Source organism: Emticicia oligotrophica DSM 17448, from assembly GCF_000263195.1.
Taxonomy (GTDB): Bacteria; Bacteroidota; Bacteroidia; order Cytophagales; family Spirosomataceae; genus Emticicia; species Emticicia oligotrophica.
The window spans coordinates 704,393-725,021 of record NC_018748.1; the positions used below are offsets into that span (position 1 = coordinate 704,393).

The following is a 20,629-nucleotide window of genomic DNA, read 5'->3' on the forward strand; positions in this document are numbered from 1 at the left end:
AATAGGCAATTATCCACAGAAAAGCCCTTTAACGAAGAATCGCTAAAGGGCTTTTCATATTAAGTCAGTAGACGATTGACCATTAACTGTGGACTATATTACAACTCAAATGCAGCTAATTTTTTGAATTCATCTACACGTGCTGCAATCTCTTCTTGCGTAAGGTTTTGGATACGCTCCGAACCGAACCTCTCTACACAGAATGAAGCCATTGCTGAACCATAAACGATGCCACGTTTCATGTTTTCGAAACTTAAATCGCCAGTTTTAGCTAAATGCGAAATAAATCCGCCCGCAAAAGTATCACCAGCACCCGTTGGGTCGAATACTTCTTCTAAAGGTAATGCTGGACAGAAGAAGATTTCTTCACCTTGGAACAACAAAGCACCGTGTTCACCTTTCTTAATAATAAGTGTTTTTGGACCCATTGCCATGATTGTTTTAGCCGCACGACGCAATGAATAATCACCTGAAAGCATGCGTGCTTCTTCGTCGTTGATAGTTACACAATCAACATCTTTCAATAGAGCTTTCAAATCATCTAAAGCAATATCAATCCAAAGATTCATTGTATCAAGCAATACAAACTTTGGGCGGGTAGCTAAACGCTTTAAAACCAAATGTTGAATCGCTGGTGCAGTATTTCCGAGCATTAAAAACTCACAACCTTGGTATGACTCTGGAATCTTCGGGTCGAAATTTTCCATTACGTTTAATTGAACCTCAACCGTATCACGGCTATTCATATCATTATGGTAACGACCATGCCAGAAAAAAGATTTCTCGCCTTTTCTGATTTCAAGACCATCCACATTTACACCGTGGCTTACCAAAGTATCAATCATTTCTTGTGGAAAATCTTCACCAACAACCGCCACGAGATTGTTTTCTTTTACGAAGTATGATGCAGTGAGCGTGATGAAAGTGGCAGCTCCGCCAATGATTTTATCTGTTTTTCCGAATGGCGTTTCCAATTTATCAAACGCTACCGAACCTACTGTAAGTAATGACATAGATAATTTACCTTTGCAAAAGGATTTTTTTAGTGAAAATGTCTATATTATTGCAAAGATAACGATTTTTTGTTTATTTATTTCTTCAGAAATAGCTTTTAGATTTGCGGACAACGCTTAAATTCTTTATTCCTATCGAATAAGTATCTGTAAGTAATGTAGGTCTTATATTTTTTAGCTCCCAACATCTGTGTTACTTTAAGCATTTTGGGGTTAAAATCGGCAATCCAATTGAGTTCCAAGGTTTTATACTGGTAATTCGGAACCCAACAAGCCCTCGAAAACGACAAAGCAATCGCCGATTCAATGCCTCTTCCCTGATATTCTGGTATTACGCCAAAAATCACACCACGTGCTTTTTTATTGGTTTTCATTAGTGTATGGTACAACCACTTAATTTTCCCAATCAGATTAAGCTTTCCATTGACATATTTGATAATCTGATTTAACTCTGGAATCATGATAAAAAAAGCAATCGGCTCGCCATTATGATAGCCAAACCACATGAGTTCTTCCTCCAATATTGGTTTCATAGTTTGCATAATAGCACCGGCACGCTCGGGCGTCATTTCACCCGTAGCTGAGTTTTTTGCCCATGCCTTATTGTAGATAATTCTGAAATCCTCGGCAAATTTGGGCAACTCCTTCTTGCTCACATGCTTAAACTCATAGCCTGGTGTATTGTAAATTCGATTGGCAATTTCAAACAAAGCTGGTCGAACTACCTTACGAGCTTCTTCTTCCGGAATTGGCAACAAGAATGTATATTGCTGAAAATAATCTTGAAAACCATAATTTTCGAAAAACGCACGGTAATAATTATGGTGATAGAACATCCCCCAAGTTGGTTCGGCATCGTGTGGGTCAACGTGTAGCCCCCACCAGTTATCACGTTCACCAAAATTAATTGGACCATCCATCGCTTCCATACCACGCTCTTGTAGCCAAATTTTGCATTTATCGAACATCGCAAAAGCCACCGACTCATCGTTGATACACTCAAAAAAGCCCATTCCACCCGTTGGTTGCTCGTTCCCTTGTGTAGCAGTAGCAGGATTAGTAAACGCTGCTACTCGTGCAATGGTTTTACCCGATTCATCAAGTGCAAGCCATCGAACACAATCACCCCCAATATTGAAAATTGGATTTTTCTGACGGTCGAATAATTTTTCAATATCTTGATCAAGTGGACGAATCCAATATGGATTTCCTTTATACAGACCCACTGGAAACTCTAAAAATTCTTTTTGTAGCTTTCGGTTCTCTCCTACCTCTATGATTTGCATACTCTTTACTATTTAAGATACAAAGATAGTTTTTAGAGTTCTGAATTCTGAGTTTTAAGTGCTGAGTTTTGTTATTTTTCAGATTTTCAGACAAGAAATACCCAATTACGTGTAATGATTACCGATAAGATAAATATGATTTTGATTGTTTGGTTTGTGAATTGGGAATTTGGAAATTGCGAGTGATAAATTGAACAATGTGTGAAATGCTATAATCAAATCCTTAACTATAATACAAAACACGGCAATTAACTAAAGTTAAAATCATCAAACAATGATAATCTATAATTAAACACAACATCATATTGATTACATTTTTTTCACCCCTTCGGAGTTGAAAAATTCATTTCATTATTAATTTACTATAATCATGGCACCCCTTCGGAGTTTAAATAATTTCGGAATAATTATGTAGGAAAGAAAATCTCGAAGGGATGGAAGGTATATAGATAATATTTTATAATCATGCAACCCAAAGGAGTGACATAATTTTCCCCCTCGGGGTTTAAATAATTGGACTAAAAATTCGGAATGATTATGTAAAAGAAAAAATCCCAAAGGGATGGAAAGATTATAGTTAATCATACAAATTTAATTATTATAAACCCCGTAAGGGTGGTATAATAATCACCCTTACGGGGTTGGTTCTTAATGGCTATTAAAAACATATCTACTATAATCCTTTCACCATTTCAGGGTTATAAATACAATAAAAAATCCCGAAGCGATGGAAGAATTATAGATAATCAAACAAATTTTATCATTATAAACCTCATAGGGGTGGTATAATAATATCACCCCTACGGGGTTGGTTCTTAATGGCTATTAATAATATATCTACTATAATCCTTTCACCATTTCAGGGTTATAAATACAATGAAAAAATCCCGAAGGGATGGAAGGATTATAGATAATCAAAAAAATTTAATCATTATAAACCCCATATGGTATAATAATCACCCCTACGGGGTTGGTTTTTAATGACTGTTAAAAACATATCATCTATAATCCTTTCACCCTTTCAGGGTTATAAATGCAATAAAAAATCCCGAAGGGATGAAATGATTATAGATAATCAAATAAATTCAATTAATAAAACCCCGAAGGGGTGATATGATAATAAAATTGATGTATTTAATACAGAAAAAACATGGCAGGAACATTCTCACAAATCTACATTCAATATGTATTTGCAGTAAAAGGGAGAGAAAACCTACTTCAAAAACCGTGGAGAGATGAGGTCTTCAAATACATAGCTGGAATTATCAAAGAGAAGAATCAAAAGGCTATCATTGTTAATGGCGTTGCTGACCATGTTCATGTTTTTGTCGGCTTAAAACCTTCTATGAATATCTCAGACTTGGTTCGTGACATCAAAAATAATTCTTCAAAATTTATTAACGAACAAAAATTTGTGAAAGGTAAGTTTTCTTGGCAAGAAGGATATGGTGCTTTTTCGTATACTCATTCACAGATTGAAAATGTCTATCAATACATCTTAAAACAGGAAGAACACCACAAGAAAAAGACCTTTAAAGAAGAATATCTCGATTTTCTACAAAAATTTGACATTGAATTTAACAAAAAATATCTATTTGAATGGCTGGATTAACTTGTGTACATTTTTAAAGCCATACACATTCCACTCATTGATTTTATTCGTAAATTAGCCACTATGATAGATTTTTCTCAAGCCAAACCCCAATTTCAGCATGTTACTAATTTTCAAGACCTCGTTTCTACGCCATTTAGTGAAGAAATAAATGCGATTGGCTGGATACGTAATCTAGTGGGTGATTTCGCTGAGATTGTTAATAAGGTAGAACTAAATGAAAATATAACGGTAATAGATGAAGAGCTACTTCGTAAACTTACTTTAAGCAAACAAGGGAATCTGGCCCGTGAGATTATCCTAAACGACTTACAATTACTCACTGCACATGGTGCGGCTCCAGTTCTTAATGTGATTAAATCTTATGAACGAGACAAGGAGTATCCGTTTTTTTCGACAGATGTATATTCTTTTCATGTGGACCGTTCAACCGTACCAACCGATACTATTTTATGCACTTATTATGGTGCTTCAAGCGAAATAGTACCAAATTCAGAGGCTACACAAAAAATATTGATTCCAGAAATACGTAATGAACTTAAAAAAATTTATGGTAGCGATGACGAGGGATTTGAAAACTTTTTGATTGAAAATTTCTTTGACCTACATTACCAAGTTAAATCAAATGCAGTTCCTATCAGTTTAGGCATTGGGCACATTTGGCGATTAGCGATTGATTATCCAGAAACTAAAATACCCCCATGCGTTCACCGTGCCCCTACTGAAAATACTGAGCGGTTGTTGCTCATTTGTTGAAACCAAACTACCTCGCTTTCGGTTACCAATAAAACCACTAACCAACCAAAACCATGCGAATATTTTTTACAGGTGGCTCGGGTAAGGCAGGTAAACACGTAATTCCGTACTTACTCGAACAAGGACATCAAGTCTTAAACGTTGACCTCACTCCTCTCAAACATCCCGGTGTAGATAACCTTATTGCCGATATTACCGATTCTGGACAAATGTTTAATGCTATGAGTTCGTACATCGGTTTGCATGAACTCGAAGCGGGTAATGGCGTACCAAAATTTGATGCCGTCGTGCATTTTGCAGCCGTTCCTCGAATTTTAATTAAACCCGATAATGAGACTTTTCGAGTAAATACCGTTGGCACTTATAATGTCATTGAGGCCGCTGTTAAATTAGGAATCAAAAAGATTATAATTGCTTCCTCAGAAACTACTTACGGTATTTGTTTTTCAGATGGAATAACTGACCCAAAAGTTTTGCCTTTAGAAGAAGATTATGACGTTGACCCAATGGATAGTTATGGTCTTTCAAAAGTTGTGAATGAAAAAACGGCTCGTACTTTTCAGCGACGCTCTGGCTATGATATTTATGCCCTTCGCATCGGAAATGTAGTTGAGCCACACGAATATGCTGAGCTTTTTCCGCATTATTTCAAAAACCCAGAAGTACGTCGCCGAAATGCTTTTTGCTATATAGATGCTCGTGATTTAGGTCAAATTGTAGATTTATGCCTACAAAAAGATGGCCTTGGTTATCAGGTCTTTAATGCTGGAAATGATACTAATGGAGCAATAATTCCGAGTAAAGAATTGGCTGAAAGATTCTTCCCGAATGTGCCAATCACCCGTGAATTAGGTGAGTACGAAGCCTTATTTTCTAATCGAAAAATCCGTGAAATGTTGGGCTTTAAAGAACAACATAACTGGCGAAAATATGTAAATATAGACTAATTGAAAGACAATGAAAACGCACGATGAACGTATTGCTGAAATGACATTTGCTTCGGTGTATCCGCACTATATTGCTAAAGTAGAGAAAAAAGGCAGAACCAAACAAGAGCTTCACCAAGTAATCGAATGGCTTACTGGCTTTGATGAACATCAAGTGCAAGCACAAATTGATGCTAAAGTTTCATTTAAAACTTTTTTTGAACAGGCTATATTAAATTCTAATGCTCATCTGATTACAGGACTGATTTGTGGCTATCGAATAGAAGAAATCGATAACCCTTTAACTCAAAAAGTTAGGTATTTAGATAAATTGGTCGATGAACTAGCAAAAGGCAAAAAGATGGAAAAAATTCTGAGAAACAGTTAATATTTAACACCGAAAAATATTTCGCCGCCCGTACAGGGTTTATTCATGTTTAGGAAATAGCTTCAAAGGTACCTTTTGAAAATTTTAATTGAAAAAAAAATATAAAAACTCTGCAAGCTATTGTTCTAAGAAATACCTTTGCCAAGTAAAATTCAACCTTTCAATTAAAACAATGAGAAAATCACTCCTTTTAGTAGCATTATTAACACTTGCCAACTTAGTTTTTGCCCAAAAGCAAGATAATCGCTATTTCGAAATGCGTATTTATTACTGCGAACCGGGGCGTTTGCCTAACTTATTAACTCGCTTTAGAGACCATACCACTAAAATTTTCGAGCGTCACGGAATGACAAACATTGGCTATTGGGTGCCAACTCAAAACGAAAAAAATGCTTTGTATTACGTTTTAGCTTACCCAGATAAAGAGGCTCGTGATGCCTCATGGAAAGCTTTCGGAGCTGACCCAGAATGGAAAAAAGTGAGCGAAGAATCACAAAGAGATGGTAAGATTGTAGCGAAAGTTGAGTCTATCTTTATGACTGCGACTGATTTCTCTCCGAAAATTAAAGAAAAAGTAAAAAATCCTGAGCGAATGTTTGAGCTTAGAATCTATACAGCCACTCCAAATAACATTGATAATGTGTTGGCTAGATTCAGAAACCATACTACTAAACTTTTCAAGAAGCATGGCATGGAAAACATTGCTTACTGGAAAAGCATAGAAAAAGAAGGAACTCAATCAAGATTGGTATATATCTTAGCTCATAAAAGTGAAGAAGCAGGAAAAGCTTCGTTTGACTCATTCAGAAAAGACGAAAAATGGATAAAAGTTCGTGATGAGTCGGAGAAAAACGGTAAAATCGTAGAAAAAGTAGAATCTATCTACATGACTCCGACTGACTTCTCAACGATTCGATAAAACTTTTTTTAGTAAAAAATCCAAAGTCTTTAGACTTTGGATTTTTTTTATCATTATCAAGCTCGTTTTAATAAAACCTTCACTTTCTTACTTAAAATAGGTTCGTGATTTTTCAAATTGTTGGGCAAGGAATTTTTGCGAAAAACAATCGTCAGAACAAAACTCATTTGATTTTCTTGCCAAACACCATTCGTAAACAAAAATGAATAATGATACGGTGGTGTATCTTTCTCATTCGCAAGCAGATGAAAATCGAAAAATTTAATATTCTTCCTATTTATCGAACCTCTCACCTTATACTCTTCTTTGTTATACTTTTTTTGAATAATAAGATAGCCTTCAAATTTATTTTTAGCAATATAAACACGTCTTTTATAAGGAAAACCTATGCTATAAAAAATGCGTTCGAGCTTCGTATAGGGCTCATATATCTCTAAACTAATTTTCTTCTCAACGCTATCAGGTTCAATAAACTTTCCTGCCCACTTACCAACTAATAAAGGTTTATTTTTATCAAAACTATAAGCCCACGGATACTCCCTACTATCAGTTTTATAACTTACGTAATAACCCATTCCACCTACAATTATAAATAACAAGGCGAAAAACAAAGCCATAATAAGTAAACCTAACTTCATTTTGTAAAAATAATAAAGTAAAATTCCTAAAATTAAGCATTTTTACAACTTTAAGCAATTAAAGTTGTGCTACAAGAATTCATAATTTTATTAGTATTTACCACACTTGAGATTCTATTATTTTTTTCACCAAAATAAGTTTACTACACCTCAACGATTCCAAACTTACGCTCGGGCGATTGGGTATCTTGCATATAAAAACTGGCGGGAGTCATGCCAGTAAATTCTTTGTAATCTCTTACCAAATGTTGGTAATCATAATAGCCGCAATCAAGTGCAATACTAAGCCAATCTTTATTCGGGAAAGCATTTTTCATTCTGAAAGCTTTATCGAATCGAATGATACGAGCAAAATATTTAGGATTAATACCTACACGTTCATTGAAATTTCTTTCAAACTGCTTAACACTCAAACATGATTCTTTAGCTAACCAATCAAGCGAATATTGATTGACATTCTGAAGCATAGTAATTCCCACTTTATCAATCGGGCGAACCTCGTAGGTGGATTTCTTAATCAAATTCAACAAAAATTCTTCGACAACGGGTATCATCTTTGGATAATCTTCGATATTAGTCAGACGTTCGTTTAGAGTCTTTACTTCTTTGCCCAAAACGGCCTCAGCATCAAAATATTGGTTATTCAAATCTATCGTCGGAATACCCGTTAGTCGATACAGCCCACCCGGTTGAAAAACAACTTGCACCATCAGAAACTCCTTGCCAACGTGCCGATTACTCACCACACTTTGCTGCCCAATCAATGCCGACCGCACAGGGGGCAGCACTCGGCCATCTTCATAACTTACTTTTTCGGAGTCTCTCGGATAAAAACTCAAAGTTACTTCTGGCCGAGGCGGATAAGCTTTGGCAGGCGGTAAAGTACTATCGGTAAATGACAAGTGCATAAACCGATAAACTCTTACGTGCTGCCGCAAAGCTAAACTGGGTTGTAAATCATAAAAAAATGGCATGACTTTATGCTTTTTTATTCAATTTACCAAATTTAGCTTCAATTACAAAGTAATAGGCGGGCCAACTACTTTCATACCATGTGCTTGATGGATCTGCTGCACCAATTCGGGTGTTGGAGGACCTTGCAATTCATTCATTTTCTTGAAAAACTCTTCCATTTTGCCGGCAGGTTGTAAGAAATACACCAATTTTCCTTTGTCGGTTAGTTGCAACCATGTATGTGGCACTGCTCTTGGCAAAAAAATCGTATCACCCGCTTTTAGTGTAGAGCGTTCGTCGCCTACTTGAAACAAATATTCGCCTTCTACCACATAAAAAATTTCGTCTTGGTCGAAATGAACATGTAGTTGTGGACCAATCTTCTGAAATCCAACGTACTCAAATACTGATAGTTGACCATCGGTATCTTTGCTCGAAATTTTTACATCGTTGGGATTTACACCTCGGTACTTGATTGGTTGGTTAAATCGGTCTTTACCTGCTCCTACCGTAAAACCTTTAGGTGAACGATTTCCGTCTGTCAATTTTGATGGATTGGCAATTACTGGAAAAGCGGCTAAAGTGGCCTGAATGAAGTTTCTGCGTTGCATCGTTTTTTGATTTATTAGGTTCGATAATCATTTCGATACAAAGTTTGACTTTCATTGGCATATTTTAGTGGTAAAAAATCGACATTCTATTTCGGCATTTTATTGACAGGATTACTCCGTTGAGCTTGCTCAATTACCACCACATTTTCAACGGCTGTTAGAAGCCATTTTTCTGCTTTTTTTACAAAAACCAACAGTTTTAAATTATCAGCTTCTGGGTATAAAGTACCCGATGGCGAAGTATAAGCTCCCACTCGCTGCAGCAGATGCACCACCATCACATCTTTCGTAACAGCCCTAAAATGAACGCTTTTCTTGGTTAACGTAACATTCTTGAACATCCCTTCATGAAAAACTTGATGAGCGTATTGTATCTCACGGCGGTTTTTCCACCACATACCTACTACATTTACCCAGTCGCAATCTTCGGTGGCGTAATTGGCAATATCATCGTAATTGTGGTTATTCCAGCTCGCAATCAAAGCATCGACTTGCTTATCAACCGCCACTTCATCGGTGGTTTTAGCTTGAGCAAAAAGTACGTTTGATAATAAAAACAGAGAGCAAAATGAAACTAATTTTCTCATAATCAATTATTTATGTTTAATTCTTGATTACAAAATTAGCGGATGAGTAGTTGCTGGAATAGTACAAATACGACAAGTTTAATAATAGAGCTGATTACGAAGCGAAAATGGAGTTTCATTAAATTCGTTTTCGATAACTGAAGGGGAAACTCCACAAAAGGCCTTAAAATCTCGAATCAAGTGCATTTGGTCAAAGTAGCCACATTCGTGAGCAATGGTAGTCCATTTGATATTGGGTGTATTTTCTTTCATAACCCAAGCCTTAGCAAAGCGAGTTTGGCGAATAAAAAACTTAGGCGAAACTCCTACTCGCTGCAAAAATTGGCGTTCTAATTGTCGGTTACTCACACAAGCTTGCGAAGCAATGGTATTAACATTTACAAGTCCGCCATCTTTTAGAATAATCGGCAAAACACTGTCAATTGGCAGTCTGCTACGTAATTTATTGAGTTTTTTTAGTAGAAAAGTCTCAACAATTTCTTTCAACCTATCAGGCGATTGCGTTTCGGCTAATTGTTCGTTGATAAAATGAATATCTTTATCCAAAATATAAGTACTATCAAGCGATTCATCAACGGGAAACTTATTCATCGAAATACCTAACAAACGATATAAGCCACACGGTTGAAAACCAACTTTCACCGTAAAATTTGAATGGTGCATCTTCAACTTGATTCGATTCACCTGCGGGCCAACCAAAATGCTGCGATTGAGTTTTACTTTTTTATTGGTGGTAAGATATTCACTTTCAGGAGCTTCAAAAGGATAAAAATAAAGGCATTGCTCGGGAAGTGGTGGAAACGAAAACTCAGGTCGAGGTAGATTTCGGTCTAATTCAAAGCGAAAAACCATGATGTTATTCACAAATTCGCTCAAAGCTGGATGTGGTCTATAAACTTTGTGAAACATGATTTTTGATTGAAATTCATAAAATTTACAATTACTCCATCAAATTAAGCGAATTTGCGTAATATTTCACTTAAAATACAATGTTATCTATTAAACGGACACCGTCTAAGAATGCCGCTATACAAAGTGCAGTTTTACCATCTGCAATTTTTGCTTCGATAGATTCGAGAGAGTCAAAATTAGCTACTTCAAAATATTCTAATTCAAAAGCTGGAAATGCTTCAAAATGTTGTTTGACAACTGCTTGGGCAGCCTTGGCACTTGCCCCTTCTTGTAAGGTTTGCTTGGCTAAATTGAGGGCCTTATAAATTTGTGGAGCCAAAATTCGAGCTTCTGTTGAAAGACGTGTATTGCGTGAAGACATCGCCAATCCATCCGCTTCACGCATAGTCGGACACGGAATAATTTCTACATCAAAACTTAAATCCTGCACCATTTTTCTAATAACAGCCACTTGTTGCAGGTCTTTGAGTCCGAAATAAGCTTTTTCGGGTTTTACAACATTGAAAAGTTTGCTAACCACAATTCCAACGCCATTGAAATGTCCGGGGCGAAACTTTCCTTCCATAACAGTTTCCAAACTTCCAAAATCCATACGTAATTGTGGCAAACTCGGATACATTTCTTCGGCTGATGGAGCAAAAACCACATCACAGCCCGCAGCTTCGAGCATTGTACAGTCTTTTTCGAGCGTACGTGGGTATTTTTTTAAATCTTCTGGATTATTGAACTGTGTTGGGTTCACGAAAATACTACAAACGGCCAATTCGTTTTCGTGTTTGGCCTTCTCAACTAAAGAGATGTGTCCTGCGTGTAAAGCCCCCATCGTAGGCACAAAACCAATAGTTTTACCCCCCCTTTGTTGGGCTTTGAGAAATTGCTGGGTTTCAGAAATTGTATTGAAAATATGCATAAAATCTAAATCAGAACGGTTTCAAGTGATTTGTTGAAATGCCAACAAACTGGTTTTCGACTCAAAGTTATAGAATTATTTAGACCAAAAGTATAACAATCCTGAAAGGCTAATATAATTATAGAAAATAGAGAATCTTTTTATCAAAAAGAACCCCGAAGGGGGTGATATATCTTCAAAAGTATTGATGATGGAAGTTTCATTATAATCCTTTCAGTATTTTCATGCGTTTGTCCAAAAAATTATTTGCTATCCTGCATTCATATTAAAAATTTCAAAGTTATTTCTACCTGATGAGCAAAGTAAAACTCCGCTCAACAAACACAACTTTACATTTTCATAACTTCTTGATAATAGGCAGTTTATATAGAATGTAGAATTTTGTTGGCATGAAAAAACACAAACATTTTCGCACCATTGTACTTTCTGATATTCATTTAGGAACGAGTGGTTCCAAAGCGAAGGAAGTTACTGAATTTCTAAAACAATACCGCTGCCAAAGGCTCATCTTGAATGGTGATATCATTGATGGTTGGGCGTTGAAAAAATACGGAAACTGGAAGAAAAAACACACAGCTTTTTTTAGAGTTGTGCTGAAAATGATGGACAAACATGATACTAAAGTTGTGTATTTAAGGGGAAATCACGATGATTTTCTTGACCAAATAATGCCTTTGGTAGTTGGAAAACAATTCCAAATCAGAAGAGACTACATACTCCATTCGGGCGATAAAAGATTTTACATTACCCACGGCGATGTTTTTGATAGCATCACTACTAACATGAAATGGCTCGCACATTTGGGAGATTTGGGCTATACTTTTCTACTTTGGCTAAATAAAAACTACAATGCTTACCGCGAATGGCGTGGACTACCGTATTATTCACTTTCTCAAGTAGTAAAACAGAAAGTTAAGATAGCAGTAAATTATGTAAACGATTTCGAGGAAAAACTTTCCGATTTAGCAAAAGCCAAAGACTGCGATGGCATTATTTGCGGACATATTCACCAAGCGGCTATTCGAGAAATTAATGGAATTACTTACCTCAACTCTGGTGATTGGGTAGAAACGATGTCGGCCTTGGTAGAAGATTTTGATGGCAAATGGAGCTTAGTTTATTATTCAGTGAGTGATGAAATTTCTGAAACAGATGAGAATGAAGAAGAGGAAGAACCTAGTAATAACGAAAAGTTTGTTTTACCTCGAATCGCGGCTTCTTTATAAGAACAAAATAAGCAATTTTCAATAGACATTTTTGATTAAAAGCTCATCAAAGGCATGAAATATCTTTTCATTATCCAAGGCGAAGGTCGTGGGCATCTAACTCAAGCGATTGCCCTCAGCGAAATGCTGAGTAAAAATAATCATGAAGTAATTGGAGCTCTTGTAGGTTCGGCCGATGGCAAGAAAATTCCATCATTTTTTCTTGAAAAATTTCATGCACCAAGCTTCTCATTTGCAAGCCCTTGTTTGGCATATTGCAAGAAAACCAAAGCACTAGATATTAGAAAAACACTTACCCAAACCTTTTTGAATGTAAAAAAATACATTTCAAGTATCCGAAAAATAAACACCATTATCAATCAATTGAACCCCGATATAATTATAAATTTTTATGACGTTTTGGGCGGAATTCATCAATTTTTATATCGACCAGCCATTCCGATGGTATGTATCGCCCATCAATACCTGCTACTCCACCCTAACTTTCAACACCCAAAAAACCATTGGTTTGATCAATTGCTTGTCAATACCAATACTCGTATTACAGCCTTAGGTTCAATTAAAAAACTGGCCTTATCTTTTACTCCATTTGCCAACGATGAAAAGCAAAATATTTATGTTATACCACCGCTTTTACGCTCAGAAATTGAGCAATTAAAACCCCAAAACAAAGACTTTGTTTTGGTTTATTTAACCCAATATTCTTTGGCAGATGAGCTTATCAAATGGCACAGTAAAAATCCTAAAGTGATGGTCCATTGCTTTTGGGATAAACCCCAAAATACTGAAGTCTATAAATATGCAAGAAATTTGCATTTTCATCGAATAAACGGGCAAAAGTTCTTAGAAATGATGCAAAACTGTAATGGTTTGGTCACTACGGCAGGATTTGAGTCAGTTTGTGAAGCCATGTATTTAGGTAAGCCAACGCTTATGATTCCTGTGCCGAAACACTACGAACAGGCTTGTAATGCACTCGATGCTAAACGTGCGGGTGCTGGCATTATGGGTAATAAATTTGAACTTAATGAGTTCATGAAGTATATCCCTAAACACCAAGATATTAGCACCGATTTTCAATTATGGCATAGCCGTAGTACTTTTTTATTTTTAAGAGAAATTGACAATATTTTTGATACACACAATGCTCCAAATTTTGATTTAATACCTACTATAGCCTGAAAAAAATGGTTACTGAATAATTCAGTAACCATCCATTTCTTCATTAGTTTTTTCTACTTTTTTATTCCTGTAATGACAGTTCCCACGGGCTTGCCATTTTCAAATTCATAACCCAATAACTTGGCTGCCGTTTTAGCAATTTGATTTTGGAATAATTGTCCTTCTTCTTTTACTTCTCCTAATGCTGGCGTGTCTGGCCCAATGGCTGCCATCCAAATCTGATAACAATCAGACACTTTTTGACCATGGCTTGTCCATTGCGATTTTACTTTATCACCTCTACCATGGTCAGTTAAAATAAGGAAAGTTGTTTTACCTTTATATTCAGGCGTTGATTGACAATATTTCCATAAATCGCCAATGAATCTATCGGCAGTATTCGCCGCAAAAAGATACTCATCATATTTAGCTTCATGGGCAAACTCATCAGTTTCATCAAAAGATAAAAAGAAGACCTTCGGCTTATTTTTCTTGATATATTCTTTAGCTAAATAATAGGTAATGAAATCATGACGGTCGCTTGCAAGACTTGGGTAGTTTTTCAAAATTTCATTCAAAAGTTCTTCTTTTTCAGTCAATTTATCTGCTTTCACTACATCTTTAGCAGCATTTACAGGAATTCCACTACGTTTATCGTTAATTATGTAAGGGAAAGCATCCCATGTAGTATAAGCCGCAACCTTTCCTTTTAATTTAGGCTGATTGTTTAGAAACTCAAGTACGGTGATATTTTCGTTATAATTTTTATCGTTCGAATTGATTTTATCATCGGCATACCCACTTAAAATCTCATTATAGCCAGGATAAGAAAACCAATATGGATTCATGACATTCACCTTATTATTGTACCAACGATTACCATACAATTGTCCTTCTTTGGCAACCGTATTCCACATAAATGGCATTAATTTTTGACGGCTTTCTTCTTTTGTTGGGGCGAAAAAGCTATTTTTTATTCTATTACGATTTCTGACAAATTTATCATCTTTCAAAATTGTGGTGTCAACTCCTCCAAAAAGTTCTTGCCAACGAAAACCATCAGTTGTGATAATAAAAACGTTTTCGGTTTTGTTTTGAGCAAAGACGGAAAGGCTCAGTAAAAGTAAAAAGAGAGTTTTTTTCATTGTTGAGTTAGATAGATGTTTATAATATCAAGGAAATGCTCTAATTGCGGTAAGGGCATATTTTCAACCTTGGCGGCTTCATCCCAGCGTCGCATTTTTATGATAAGTTCAAAATAAGGATTTTGTTCGAAATTTTTCGCTTCATTTTCGGTCATTCTCCCTCCTTGAAACATCAATGTTTGCTTACTGGCCTCTGAAAGAGCTTCGTAGTAATCTTCATCTAAGTAGGTCAAATATCGCTTAGCATTAACATGATTTTCGACTAAAATAGCTATTTTTTCACTAAAACCTCGTTCTCTAAGCCAATCAGCAGCTACCGATTCATGGTCTTTTCGACCATAAACTTCCATCAATTCTTCTTCAGTTTGAGCAGGAAATAAATGCCCAATATCGTGCAAAAAAGCGGCTATTTGTACTTCTTCATCGTAGCCTTGTCGTTTAGCCAAAATGGCTGCTTGAGCGGCATGTTCGTATTGACTGATTTTTTCACCGTAATATTCATCATCTCCTTGATTAACGAAAAGTTGGCGAATTTCTGAAATTATTTTTTGAGCCATTAAATTATCCTTTTGAATTAAACCAAAGAAAAGCGGAGCTAAAAAACTCCGCTTTTAAAACTAAACCTATGATATGAATTATTACTTCAATAACCATAATGAATCATTGATATCATCTTTTCCACCAAACTGGCTATCAATAGCTGCTTTGTAATTGGTAGAATTTGTTGTACGCTCTGATAACGGATACTGCCAACGAATAGCAATACGGTTTGAGTTTCCATTACCAACACCTGCATAGAATTTAGGAAAGCCCGTACGTCGCCAGTTAAAATACGCTTCCATACCAGAATTCATGAAAAACGCCAAATACTTTTGAGTTAAAATCTGCTCTTGACCTTTAGCTGTTTTACCATCATATTTTACTGAAGTTTGAGCATAATATTTTTCAAAATCAAAATCAATGGTAAATGTAGCTAAATCAGCTGCATCACGTCCACCTGTTTTTGAGTAAGTCATGGTATTTGTACCATTTTTTACACCATAAAAATCCATTGAAGCCTGAATACCTTTTTTGTACCAAGTCTCAGCATCACCAGTTGCCCAACCTAGATGGTAAGCCTCAGCGATATTGAAACACATTTCAGGGAAGCCTACGATAAAAGTTGTTTCAGCAGTATAATTTCGGTAATAACGGAAACGATTTTGGAATGAATAAACACCCGGAGCATAGCCAGCACCATTATTACGGCCCGCTTTTTCACTCATATCGGTTAAATCTTCAGCTGAAGATGCACCCACGTAAGCACTAAAATCGGAAGGTTTTTTGCCTGCTTTCAATTCAGCACCTGCAGGTTCGCAAGTAATCATTACACGTGGGTCGTTTAGTAAAGATAATGGCTCAACATATGCCTTCGACATATTCTGACGTGTAGCATCAAAACCAAAGTTATCAGGATTTGAAGGATACTTATTAAAATTATTGTAGGTATATTGTAAGCTTTCTGTCAAACTTGTAAACAAAGGATATTTAGTAGGATTTGACATCAATTCAGAAAAACGAGCTTTGATATTGAGGTCGCTATCCGTTTCTTTTTTGCTCAAAGCTACTAATACTCTCAACTTATATGCGTTTACAGCTTTTTGCCATTTACGCATATCTCCACCAAAATAAAAATCGCCAGAAACTGAAGTTTCACCTTTTGTAATTAAGGCCCCCATATTATCATTCGATTCATCTAACCATTTCAAGATTTGCACAAAAACTGCTTTTTGTGAATCATATTTTGGGGCGATGTTGTCGATACCTTTAAGTGCTTCACTCATAGGTAAATCTCCCATACGAACGGTCATTTCATAAAAGAAAAATGCACGGAAAAATTTACCTAAAGCACTATAACCATTTACATCGGCCAAGCCTGCACGCTTAGCTTCCTCTTCCATTTTAATAACGTTTTTAAGCGTATTGTAATGGTTTGAGCCTGATGTCCAAGTATATTCGTTGGTTGCATAATAGTTATAATTTGAACAATAGAACTGATTCCAACGCATTTCAGCACTAAATGGACGACCAATATTATTGAACATATCCGATTCTACTCCTTGAAGTACCAAAGAAGCAGGTACGTTCACTGGGCGGTTCGGGTCTTTTTCGAGTTCTTCGAAAGATTTTTCGCAACTACTCAAGGTAAGAGCTGCAACTGCGAAAATAGCAGTGAATATTTTATTTATTTTCATTTTTTTGAAAGTCAATATTATTGAAGTGATTCACATCTCCTTACCCTCAAAGCGGAACTTTAAAATCTTTCCTTTGATAAAAGGGTAAAGAGATATTATACTGTATCAATTATTAAAATGTAAAGTTCAAATTCACACCATAACGGCGAGTTGAAGGAGTTTGTAAGCCCGAACCGCCATCAGTTAAATATTGATTAAGGTCGATATCTTTCTTTTCAGCGAAATACAATAAGTTTCTACCAACCACCGAAATCGTTGCATTTTTGATATTCTTACCAAACCATCTGTCAGGTAAAGTATAACCCAAAACTACTTCACGCAACATTCCGAAAGAACGACTCATAAGGTTACCTTCATCTGAATTGTAATAACGGCTTACATAATCTTGCACAAACTGTTTAGTAGTATTGGGTGCATATTTCAATTCAGCATAATTAGTGATATTACCATCAGCATCGTACTTAATAGCTACGCCATTAGATACCACTACACCTTCACCAACGTAGGCTTTCACACCTAAATAATCTTGGTAGCGAGCCTCACCAAATTTGCCTGTAGTAGTCTCGATATGACGACCTCCACGGAAAGTTTGACGTTGGATATAATTTGAAATAACACCACCAATACGACCATCAAATTGGAAACTTAAGTTGATGTTTTTGTAGTTGAATTTATTATTGATACCAAACACAAATTTTGGATTCACATAACCTAAGAATTGGTTAACTGGATTGTAAATCGGACGACCAGAAGCATCGTTAATTATCTGACCATCTGGCGTTTTAGCGAATGCACGTCCGTAGAATTTATCTAATCTATCGCCTACTTTGAAGAAAGTATTAAGGTTTGTTACACCCGGGTAAATTTCTGTAAGCACCTCTTTGAAGGTAGAGTAGTTGGCTACGATATCCCAGCTAAATTTAGCTGTTTTGATTGGAGAACCAGTGATAGCTAATTCCCATCCTGTTTTCTTAGTCTTAATACCATTTACTAAAGCTGAGCTATAGCCAGATGCAGTAGATATTGGTAAAGAGAAAATTCTTGGACCTTCATTAGAAATGAAATGTGTGAGGTCGAAACCAAGACGATTTTTCAATACTTTGAAATCAAGACCAATCTCAGTCTGAGAAGTTGAACTTGGCTTTAAGTTAGGATTGTTCAAAGCTCCAGTAAAATAAGCTGATGGTTGGTTATTATAAGCAAATGGCGTAGAATAAACAGCAGCATTTGTATAAGCAGGGCCATCATAAGGCGAGTAATACTGTTCGCCATAACCTATTGGGTTACCATCACCCGTTAAGGCTGGTGTAGTACCGATTGTTGAGCGAGTCAAACCATCTTTTACGTTCGCATACGAACCACGAACTTTCAAGAAAGAAATAAACGATGGAACATTTACGTAGTCAGAGATAACCGTTGCAAGTGCGACCGAAGGATAAAAGAAAGTATTATTTCCAGACGGAAGCGTAGAAAGTTTATCTACACGACCCGTAGTTGAAACTGTCAATAAGTTTTTGTAAGAAAAGTCAGCCGAATAATATGCTGAATTTACACGCATTGCTGAAGCGAAATTGGCCGTACGAACTGGGTTGGATGAGTTATTGAAATTGTATAAACCCGGAACGTTCAAATAATCTGTTGAGCCATATTGTGAATTATATTCAAAAGAACGAATATTAGCACCTGCCCAAATTTTTGTATTAAAGCCCGCAAAAATATCTTTATCGAATTTTACTAATACATCGGTATTATTTTCGAATAGGTTTCTTCTGTCTTCACGGTAATCTCCTCTACGTTCGTCACGGCCATAAGCACCAGCCGAATAAGGCATTTTTTCATTGCGGAATAAATTCCAAGTTGTAACCTGCGAACGAAGCGTTGCCTCTAAATAATCAGTAAACTTATAAGTCAATGCTGCTTGCCCAATGATATCAGTTTTATAATGTCCACGCAACCACTCATAACTCATGAAATATGGGTTATTATAGCGTTGATACTCAGCATAAATTTGTTGAATACCTTCTTTTCCTGGCTGCCAATAATTACGCATATCATCTACACTCCAGTCGGCACCAGCCCAAAGAGTCATGTTATAGATGATTGAGTTTGGACCATAATTGATATCAGGAATATTTGGTGTGTATTGGCGATTGTATTGAAGATTAGAAGTAAACGAAAGTTTATTTGAAAATTTATAATCAGCAGCAACATTGAAGTTGGTAATATTCAATTTAGTATTTGGAACAATACCACGTTGAGAAATCTGAGAAGTAGAGAATCTCAAATTGTACTTATCACCAGTTGACGAAACTGAAATATTATTAGTTGATAAAATACCTGTTTGTAAGAAACGCTCTAAATTATCTTTACCACGAGCAGTCCAAGGCGTAGGAATTCTTTGTCCTGTTACTGGGTTGATAGGGCTATCGTATTGTGGAATTAATTGACCTTCAAATTTTGGTCCCCAACCACCATCATAATCACCATCGTTCAAACCACCACCTTTACCATCAACAAAGGCATAACGACCGTGGTCGCCCGGGCCATATTCATCCTGAACTTTTGGAATTGCATAGAAACCTCTATCAAACATTGTAGATGAATTTACATCAACCGAAAAACCCCTTTTATCTTTCGAACCACGTTTAGTAGTAATCAAAATAGCACCATTTTTACCACGGAAACCATATAAAGCTGATGCCGAAGCACCTTTCAATACTGAATATGACTCAATATCATCTGGACTGATATTCCAAGTATCAGAGTTAATTGGCACACCATCAACAACGAAAAGTAAATCACTATTACCTCGTAAAGAGATATTTGGCTTACGAAGCATTTCTTGTTGAACACCCACAGTTAAACCAGCTACTTTACCAGCTAAAGCGTTAATTGCATTGGGTTCACGAGCCTTAATTGTAGAAGCTCCATCTACACTCTGAATAGCCACACCAATTCGACGAGCATCTTTTTTAATACCAAGGGCCGTCACCACCACCTCATTGAGTGTTTTAGTGTCTTCCTGTAAAGCAATACTAATAACTGACTGATTGCCAACTGTTTTTTCTACAGTTGTGAAACCAATTGCTGAAAAAACTAATACCGAACGAGCCGAAAGATTAGATAATTTGTAATTACCTTCTGCATCGGTATTTGTACCTTGATTCGTTCCTTTCACAAGGACGCTCACTCCCGGAATGGCATCGCCATTAGGAGCAGTAATTTTACCACTAACATTCTGATTTTGGGCATTGGCATACGTAACTGCCAATAGCATGCAAAACAAAATTCTGATTAAACCAGTAAATCTGGTTTGGCGTAGAGATTTGTTCATAAAAGATGATTATTTGG

General features: G+C 36.3%; 19 protein-coding genes. 7 read left to right on the plus strand and 12 right to left on the minus strand.

Annotated features, from left to right (window positions below; genetic code table 11):
• Positions 1-98: 98 nt before the first annotated feature.
• On the minus strand, positions 99-1,013 hold the full coding sequence (locus EMTOL_RS03020; protein WP_015027791.1) for a PfkB family carbohydrate kinase: 915 nt from the start codon (positions 1,011-1,013) through the stop codon (positions 99-101).
• A gap of 98 nt (positions 1,014-1,111) precedes the next feature.
• Complete coding sequence (locus tag EMTOL_RS03025) at positions 1,112-2,299, minus strand: hypothetical protein (protein WP_015027792.1); 1,188 nt, start codon at positions 2,297-2,299, stop codon at positions 1,112-1,114.
• A 1,150-nt stretch (positions 2,300-3,449) separates the two neighbouring features.
• Between EMTOL_RS03025 and tnpA the strand changes: the two genes are divergently transcribed.
• The 5 genes from tnpA (at position 3,450) to EMTOL_RS03050 (ending at position 6,900) form a co-directional block, all read left to right on the plus strand.
• A complete protein-coding gene (tnpA, locus tag EMTOL_RS03030) occupies positions 3,450-3,911 on the plus strand; it encodes an IS200/IS605 family transposase (protein WP_015027793.1) in 462 nt (153 codons plus the stop codon).
• A gap of 3 nt (positions 3,912-3,914) precedes the next feature.
• The gene (locus tag EMTOL_RS03035; RefSeq protein ID WP_015027794.1) at positions 3,915-4,667 is read left to right on the plus strand and encodes a hypothetical protein; all 753 of its coding nucleotides are present in this window, start codon (positions 3,915-3,917) and stop codon (positions 4,665-4,667) included.
• Between the two features lie 53 nt (positions 4,668-4,720).
• Positions 4,721-5,614, plus strand: a complete 894-nt coding sequence (locus EMTOL_RS03040) for an NAD-dependent epimerase/dehydratase family protein (RefSeq protein ID WP_015027795.1) — start codon at positions 4,721-4,723, stop codon at positions 5,612-5,614.
• 10 nt (positions 5,615-5,624) lie between these two features.
• The gene (locus EMTOL_RS03045) at positions 5,625-5,981 is read left to right on the plus strand and encodes a DUF2200 domain-containing protein (RefSeq protein ID WP_015027796.1); all 357 of its coding nucleotides are present in this window, start codon (positions 5,625-5,627) and stop codon (positions 5,979-5,981) included.
• A gap of 172 nt (positions 5,982-6,153) precedes the next feature.
• A complete protein-coding gene (locus EMTOL_RS03050) occupies positions 6,154-6,900 on the plus strand; it encodes an NIPSNAP family protein (RefSeq protein WP_015027797.1) in 747 nt (248 codons plus the stop codon).
• A 56-nt stretch (positions 6,901-6,956) separates the two neighbouring features.
• On the opposite strand, the gene EMTOL_RS21625 is transcribed toward EMTOL_RS03050, so the two are convergent.
• From EMTOL_RS21625 to panC, 6 genes are all read right to left on the minus strand, one after another.
• Positions 6,957-7,538: a hypothetical protein gene (locus EMTOL_RS21625; RefSeq protein WP_015027798.1), complete on the minus strand. Its 582-nt coding sequence runs from the start codon at positions 7,536-7,538 to the stop codon at positions 6,957-6,959.
• Positions 7,539-7,681: 143 nt separating this feature from the next.
• Positions 7,682-8,512: a helix-turn-helix domain-containing protein gene (locus tag EMTOL_RS03060; protein WP_015027799.1), complete on the minus strand. Its 831-nt coding sequence runs from the start codon at positions 8,510-8,512 to the stop codon at positions 7,682-7,684.
• Positions 8,513-8,554: 42 nt separating this feature from the next.
• Positions 8,555-9,103, minus strand: a complete 549-nt coding sequence (locus EMTOL_RS03065; RefSeq protein WP_015027800.1) for a cupin domain-containing protein — start codon at positions 9,101-9,103, stop codon at positions 8,555-8,557.
• An 86-nt stretch (positions 9,104-9,189) separates the two neighbouring features.
• Positions 9,190-9,690 carry an SgcJ/EcaC family oxidoreductase gene (locus EMTOL_RS03070; RefSeq protein ID WP_015027801.1) on the minus strand — a complete coding sequence of 167 codons (501 nt, stop codon included), beginning with the start codon at positions 9,688-9,690 and terminating at the stop codon, positions 9,190-9,192.
• A 78-nt stretch (positions 9,691-9,768) separates the two neighbouring features.
• The gene (locus EMTOL_RS03075) at positions 9,769-10,599 is read right to left on the minus strand and encodes a helix-turn-helix transcriptional regulator (protein ID WP_015027802.1); all 831 of its coding nucleotides are present in this window, start codon (positions 10,597-10,599) and stop codon (positions 9,769-9,771) included.
• A 70-nt stretch (positions 10,600-10,669) separates the two neighbouring features.
• Positions 10,670-11,512, minus strand: a complete 843-nt coding sequence (gene panC, locus EMTOL_RS03080; protein ID WP_015027803.1) for a pantoate--beta-alanine ligase — start codon at positions 11,510-11,512, stop codon at positions 10,670-10,672.
• Between the two features lie 389 nt (positions 11,513-11,901).
• Between panC and EMTOL_RS03085 the strand changes: the two genes are divergently transcribed.
• Positions 11,902-12,738: a UDP-2,3-diacylglucosamine diphosphatase gene (locus EMTOL_RS03085; RefSeq protein WP_015027804.1), complete on the plus strand. Its 837-nt coding sequence runs from the start codon at positions 11,902-11,904 to the stop codon at positions 12,736-12,738.
• A gap of 54 nt (positions 12,739-12,792) precedes the next feature.
• Positions 12,793-13,920, plus strand: a complete 1,128-nt coding sequence (locus tag EMTOL_RS03090) for a glycosyltransferase family protein (protein WP_015027805.1) — start codon at positions 12,793-12,795, stop codon at positions 13,918-13,920.
• Between the two features lie 53 nt (positions 13,921-13,973).
• Here EMTOL_RS03090 and EMTOL_RS03095 read toward each other — a convergent pair whose 3' ends face one another.
• The 4 genes from EMTOL_RS03095 to EMTOL_RS03110 form a co-directional block, all read right to left on the minus strand.
• The gene (locus EMTOL_RS03095; RefSeq protein ID WP_015027806.1) at positions 13,974-15,044 is read right to left on the minus strand and encodes an alkaline phosphatase family protein; all 1,071 of its coding nucleotides are present in this window, start codon (positions 15,042-15,044) and stop codon (positions 13,974-13,976) included.
• Positions 15,041-15,601 (minus strand): phosphonate degradation HD-domain oxygenase, encoded by a 561-nt coding sequence (locus EMTOL_RS03100; RefSeq protein ID WP_015027807.1) that lies wholly within the window; start codon positions 15,599-15,601, stop codon positions 15,041-15,043. Before EMTOL_RS03100 ends, EMTOL_RS03095 begins: the two co-directional genes overlap by 4 nt.
• 81 nt (positions 15,602-15,682) lie before the next feature.
• Positions 15,683-17,278: a SusD/RagB family nutrient-binding outer membrane lipoprotein gene (locus EMTOL_RS03105; RefSeq protein WP_015027808.1), complete on the minus strand. Its 1,596-nt coding sequence runs from the start codon at positions 17,276-17,278 to the stop codon at positions 15,683-15,685.
• A gap of 112 nt (positions 17,279-17,390) precedes the next feature.
• Complete coding sequence (locus EMTOL_RS03110) at positions 17,391-20,612, minus strand: SusC/RagA family TonB-linked outer membrane protein (protein ID WP_015027809.1); 3,222 nt, start codon at positions 20,610-20,612, stop codon at positions 17,391-17,393.
• Positions 20,613-20,629 lie beyond the last annotated feature (17 nt).

Bases quoted from the DNA above. Each gene is read 5' to 3' on its own strand.
- EMTOL_RS03020 (WP_015027791.1), bottom strand. From the start codon at position 1,013: ATGTCATTACTTACAGTAGGTTCGGTAGCGTTTGATAAATTGGAAACG.
- EMTOL_RS03025 (WP_015027792.1), bottom strand. From the start codon at position 2,299: ATGCAAATCATAGAGGTAGGAGAGAACCGAAAGCTACAAAAAGAATTT.
- tnpA (WP_015027793.1), top strand. From the start codon at position 3,450: ATGGCAGGAACATTCTCACAAATCTACATTCAATATGTATTTGCAGTA.
- EMTOL_RS03040 (WP_015027795.1), top strand. From the start codon at position 4,721: ATGCGAATATTTTTTACAGGTGGCTCGGGTAAGGCAGGTAAACACGTA.
- EMTOL_RS03045 (WP_015027796.1), top strand. From the start codon at position 5,625: ATGAAAACGCACGATGAACGTATTGCTGAAATGACATTTGCTTCGGTG.
- EMTOL_RS03050 (WP_015027797.1), top strand. From the start codon at position 6,154: ATGAGAAAATCACTCCTTTTAGTAGCATTATTAACACTTGCCAACTTA.
- EMTOL_RS21625 (WP_015027798.1), bottom strand. From the start codon at position 7,538: ATGAAGTTAGGTTTACTTATTATGGCTTTGTTTTTCGCCTTGTTATTT.
- EMTOL_RS03060 (WP_015027799.1), bottom strand. From the start codon at position 8,512: ATGCCATTTTTTTATGATTTACAACCCAGTTTAGCTTTGCGGCAGCAC.
- EMTOL_RS03065 (WP_015027800.1), bottom strand. From the start codon at position 9,103: ATGCAACGCAGAAACTTCATTCAGGCCACTTTAGCCGCTTTTCCAGTA.
- EMTOL_RS03070 (WP_015027801.1), bottom strand. From the start codon at position 9,690: ATGAGAAAATTAGTTTCATTTTGCTCTCTGTTTTTATTATCAAACGTA.
- EMTOL_RS03075 (WP_015027802.1), bottom strand. From the start codon at position 10,599: ATGTTTCACAAAGTTTATAGACCACATCCAGCTTTGAGCGAATTTGTG.
- panC (WP_015027803.1), bottom strand. From the start codon at position 11,512: ATGCATATTTTCAATACAATTTCTGAAACCCAGCAATTTCTCAAAGCC.
- EMTOL_RS03085 (WP_015027804.1), top strand. From the start codon at position 11,902: ATGAAAAAACACAAACATTTTCGCACCATTGTACTTTCTGATATTCAT.
- EMTOL_RS03090 (WP_015027805.1), top strand. From the start codon at position 12,793: ATGAAATATCTTTTCATTATCCAAGGCGAAGGTCGTGGGCATCTAACT.
- EMTOL_RS03095 (WP_015027806.1), bottom strand. From the start codon at position 15,044: ATGAAAAAAACTCTCTTTTTACTTTTACTGAGCCTTTCCGTCTTTGCT.
- EMTOL_RS03100 (WP_015027807.1), bottom strand. From the start codon at position 15,601: ATGGCTCAAAAAATAATTTCAGAAATTCGCCAACTTTTCGTTAATCAA.
- EMTOL_RS03105 (WP_015027808.1), bottom strand. From the start codon at position 17,278: ATGAAAATAAATAAAATATTCACTGCTATTTTCGCAGTTGCAGCTCTT.
- EMTOL_RS03110 (WP_015027809.1), bottom strand. From the start codon at position 20,612: ATGAACAAATCTCTACGCCAAACCAGATTTACTGGTTTAATCAGAATT.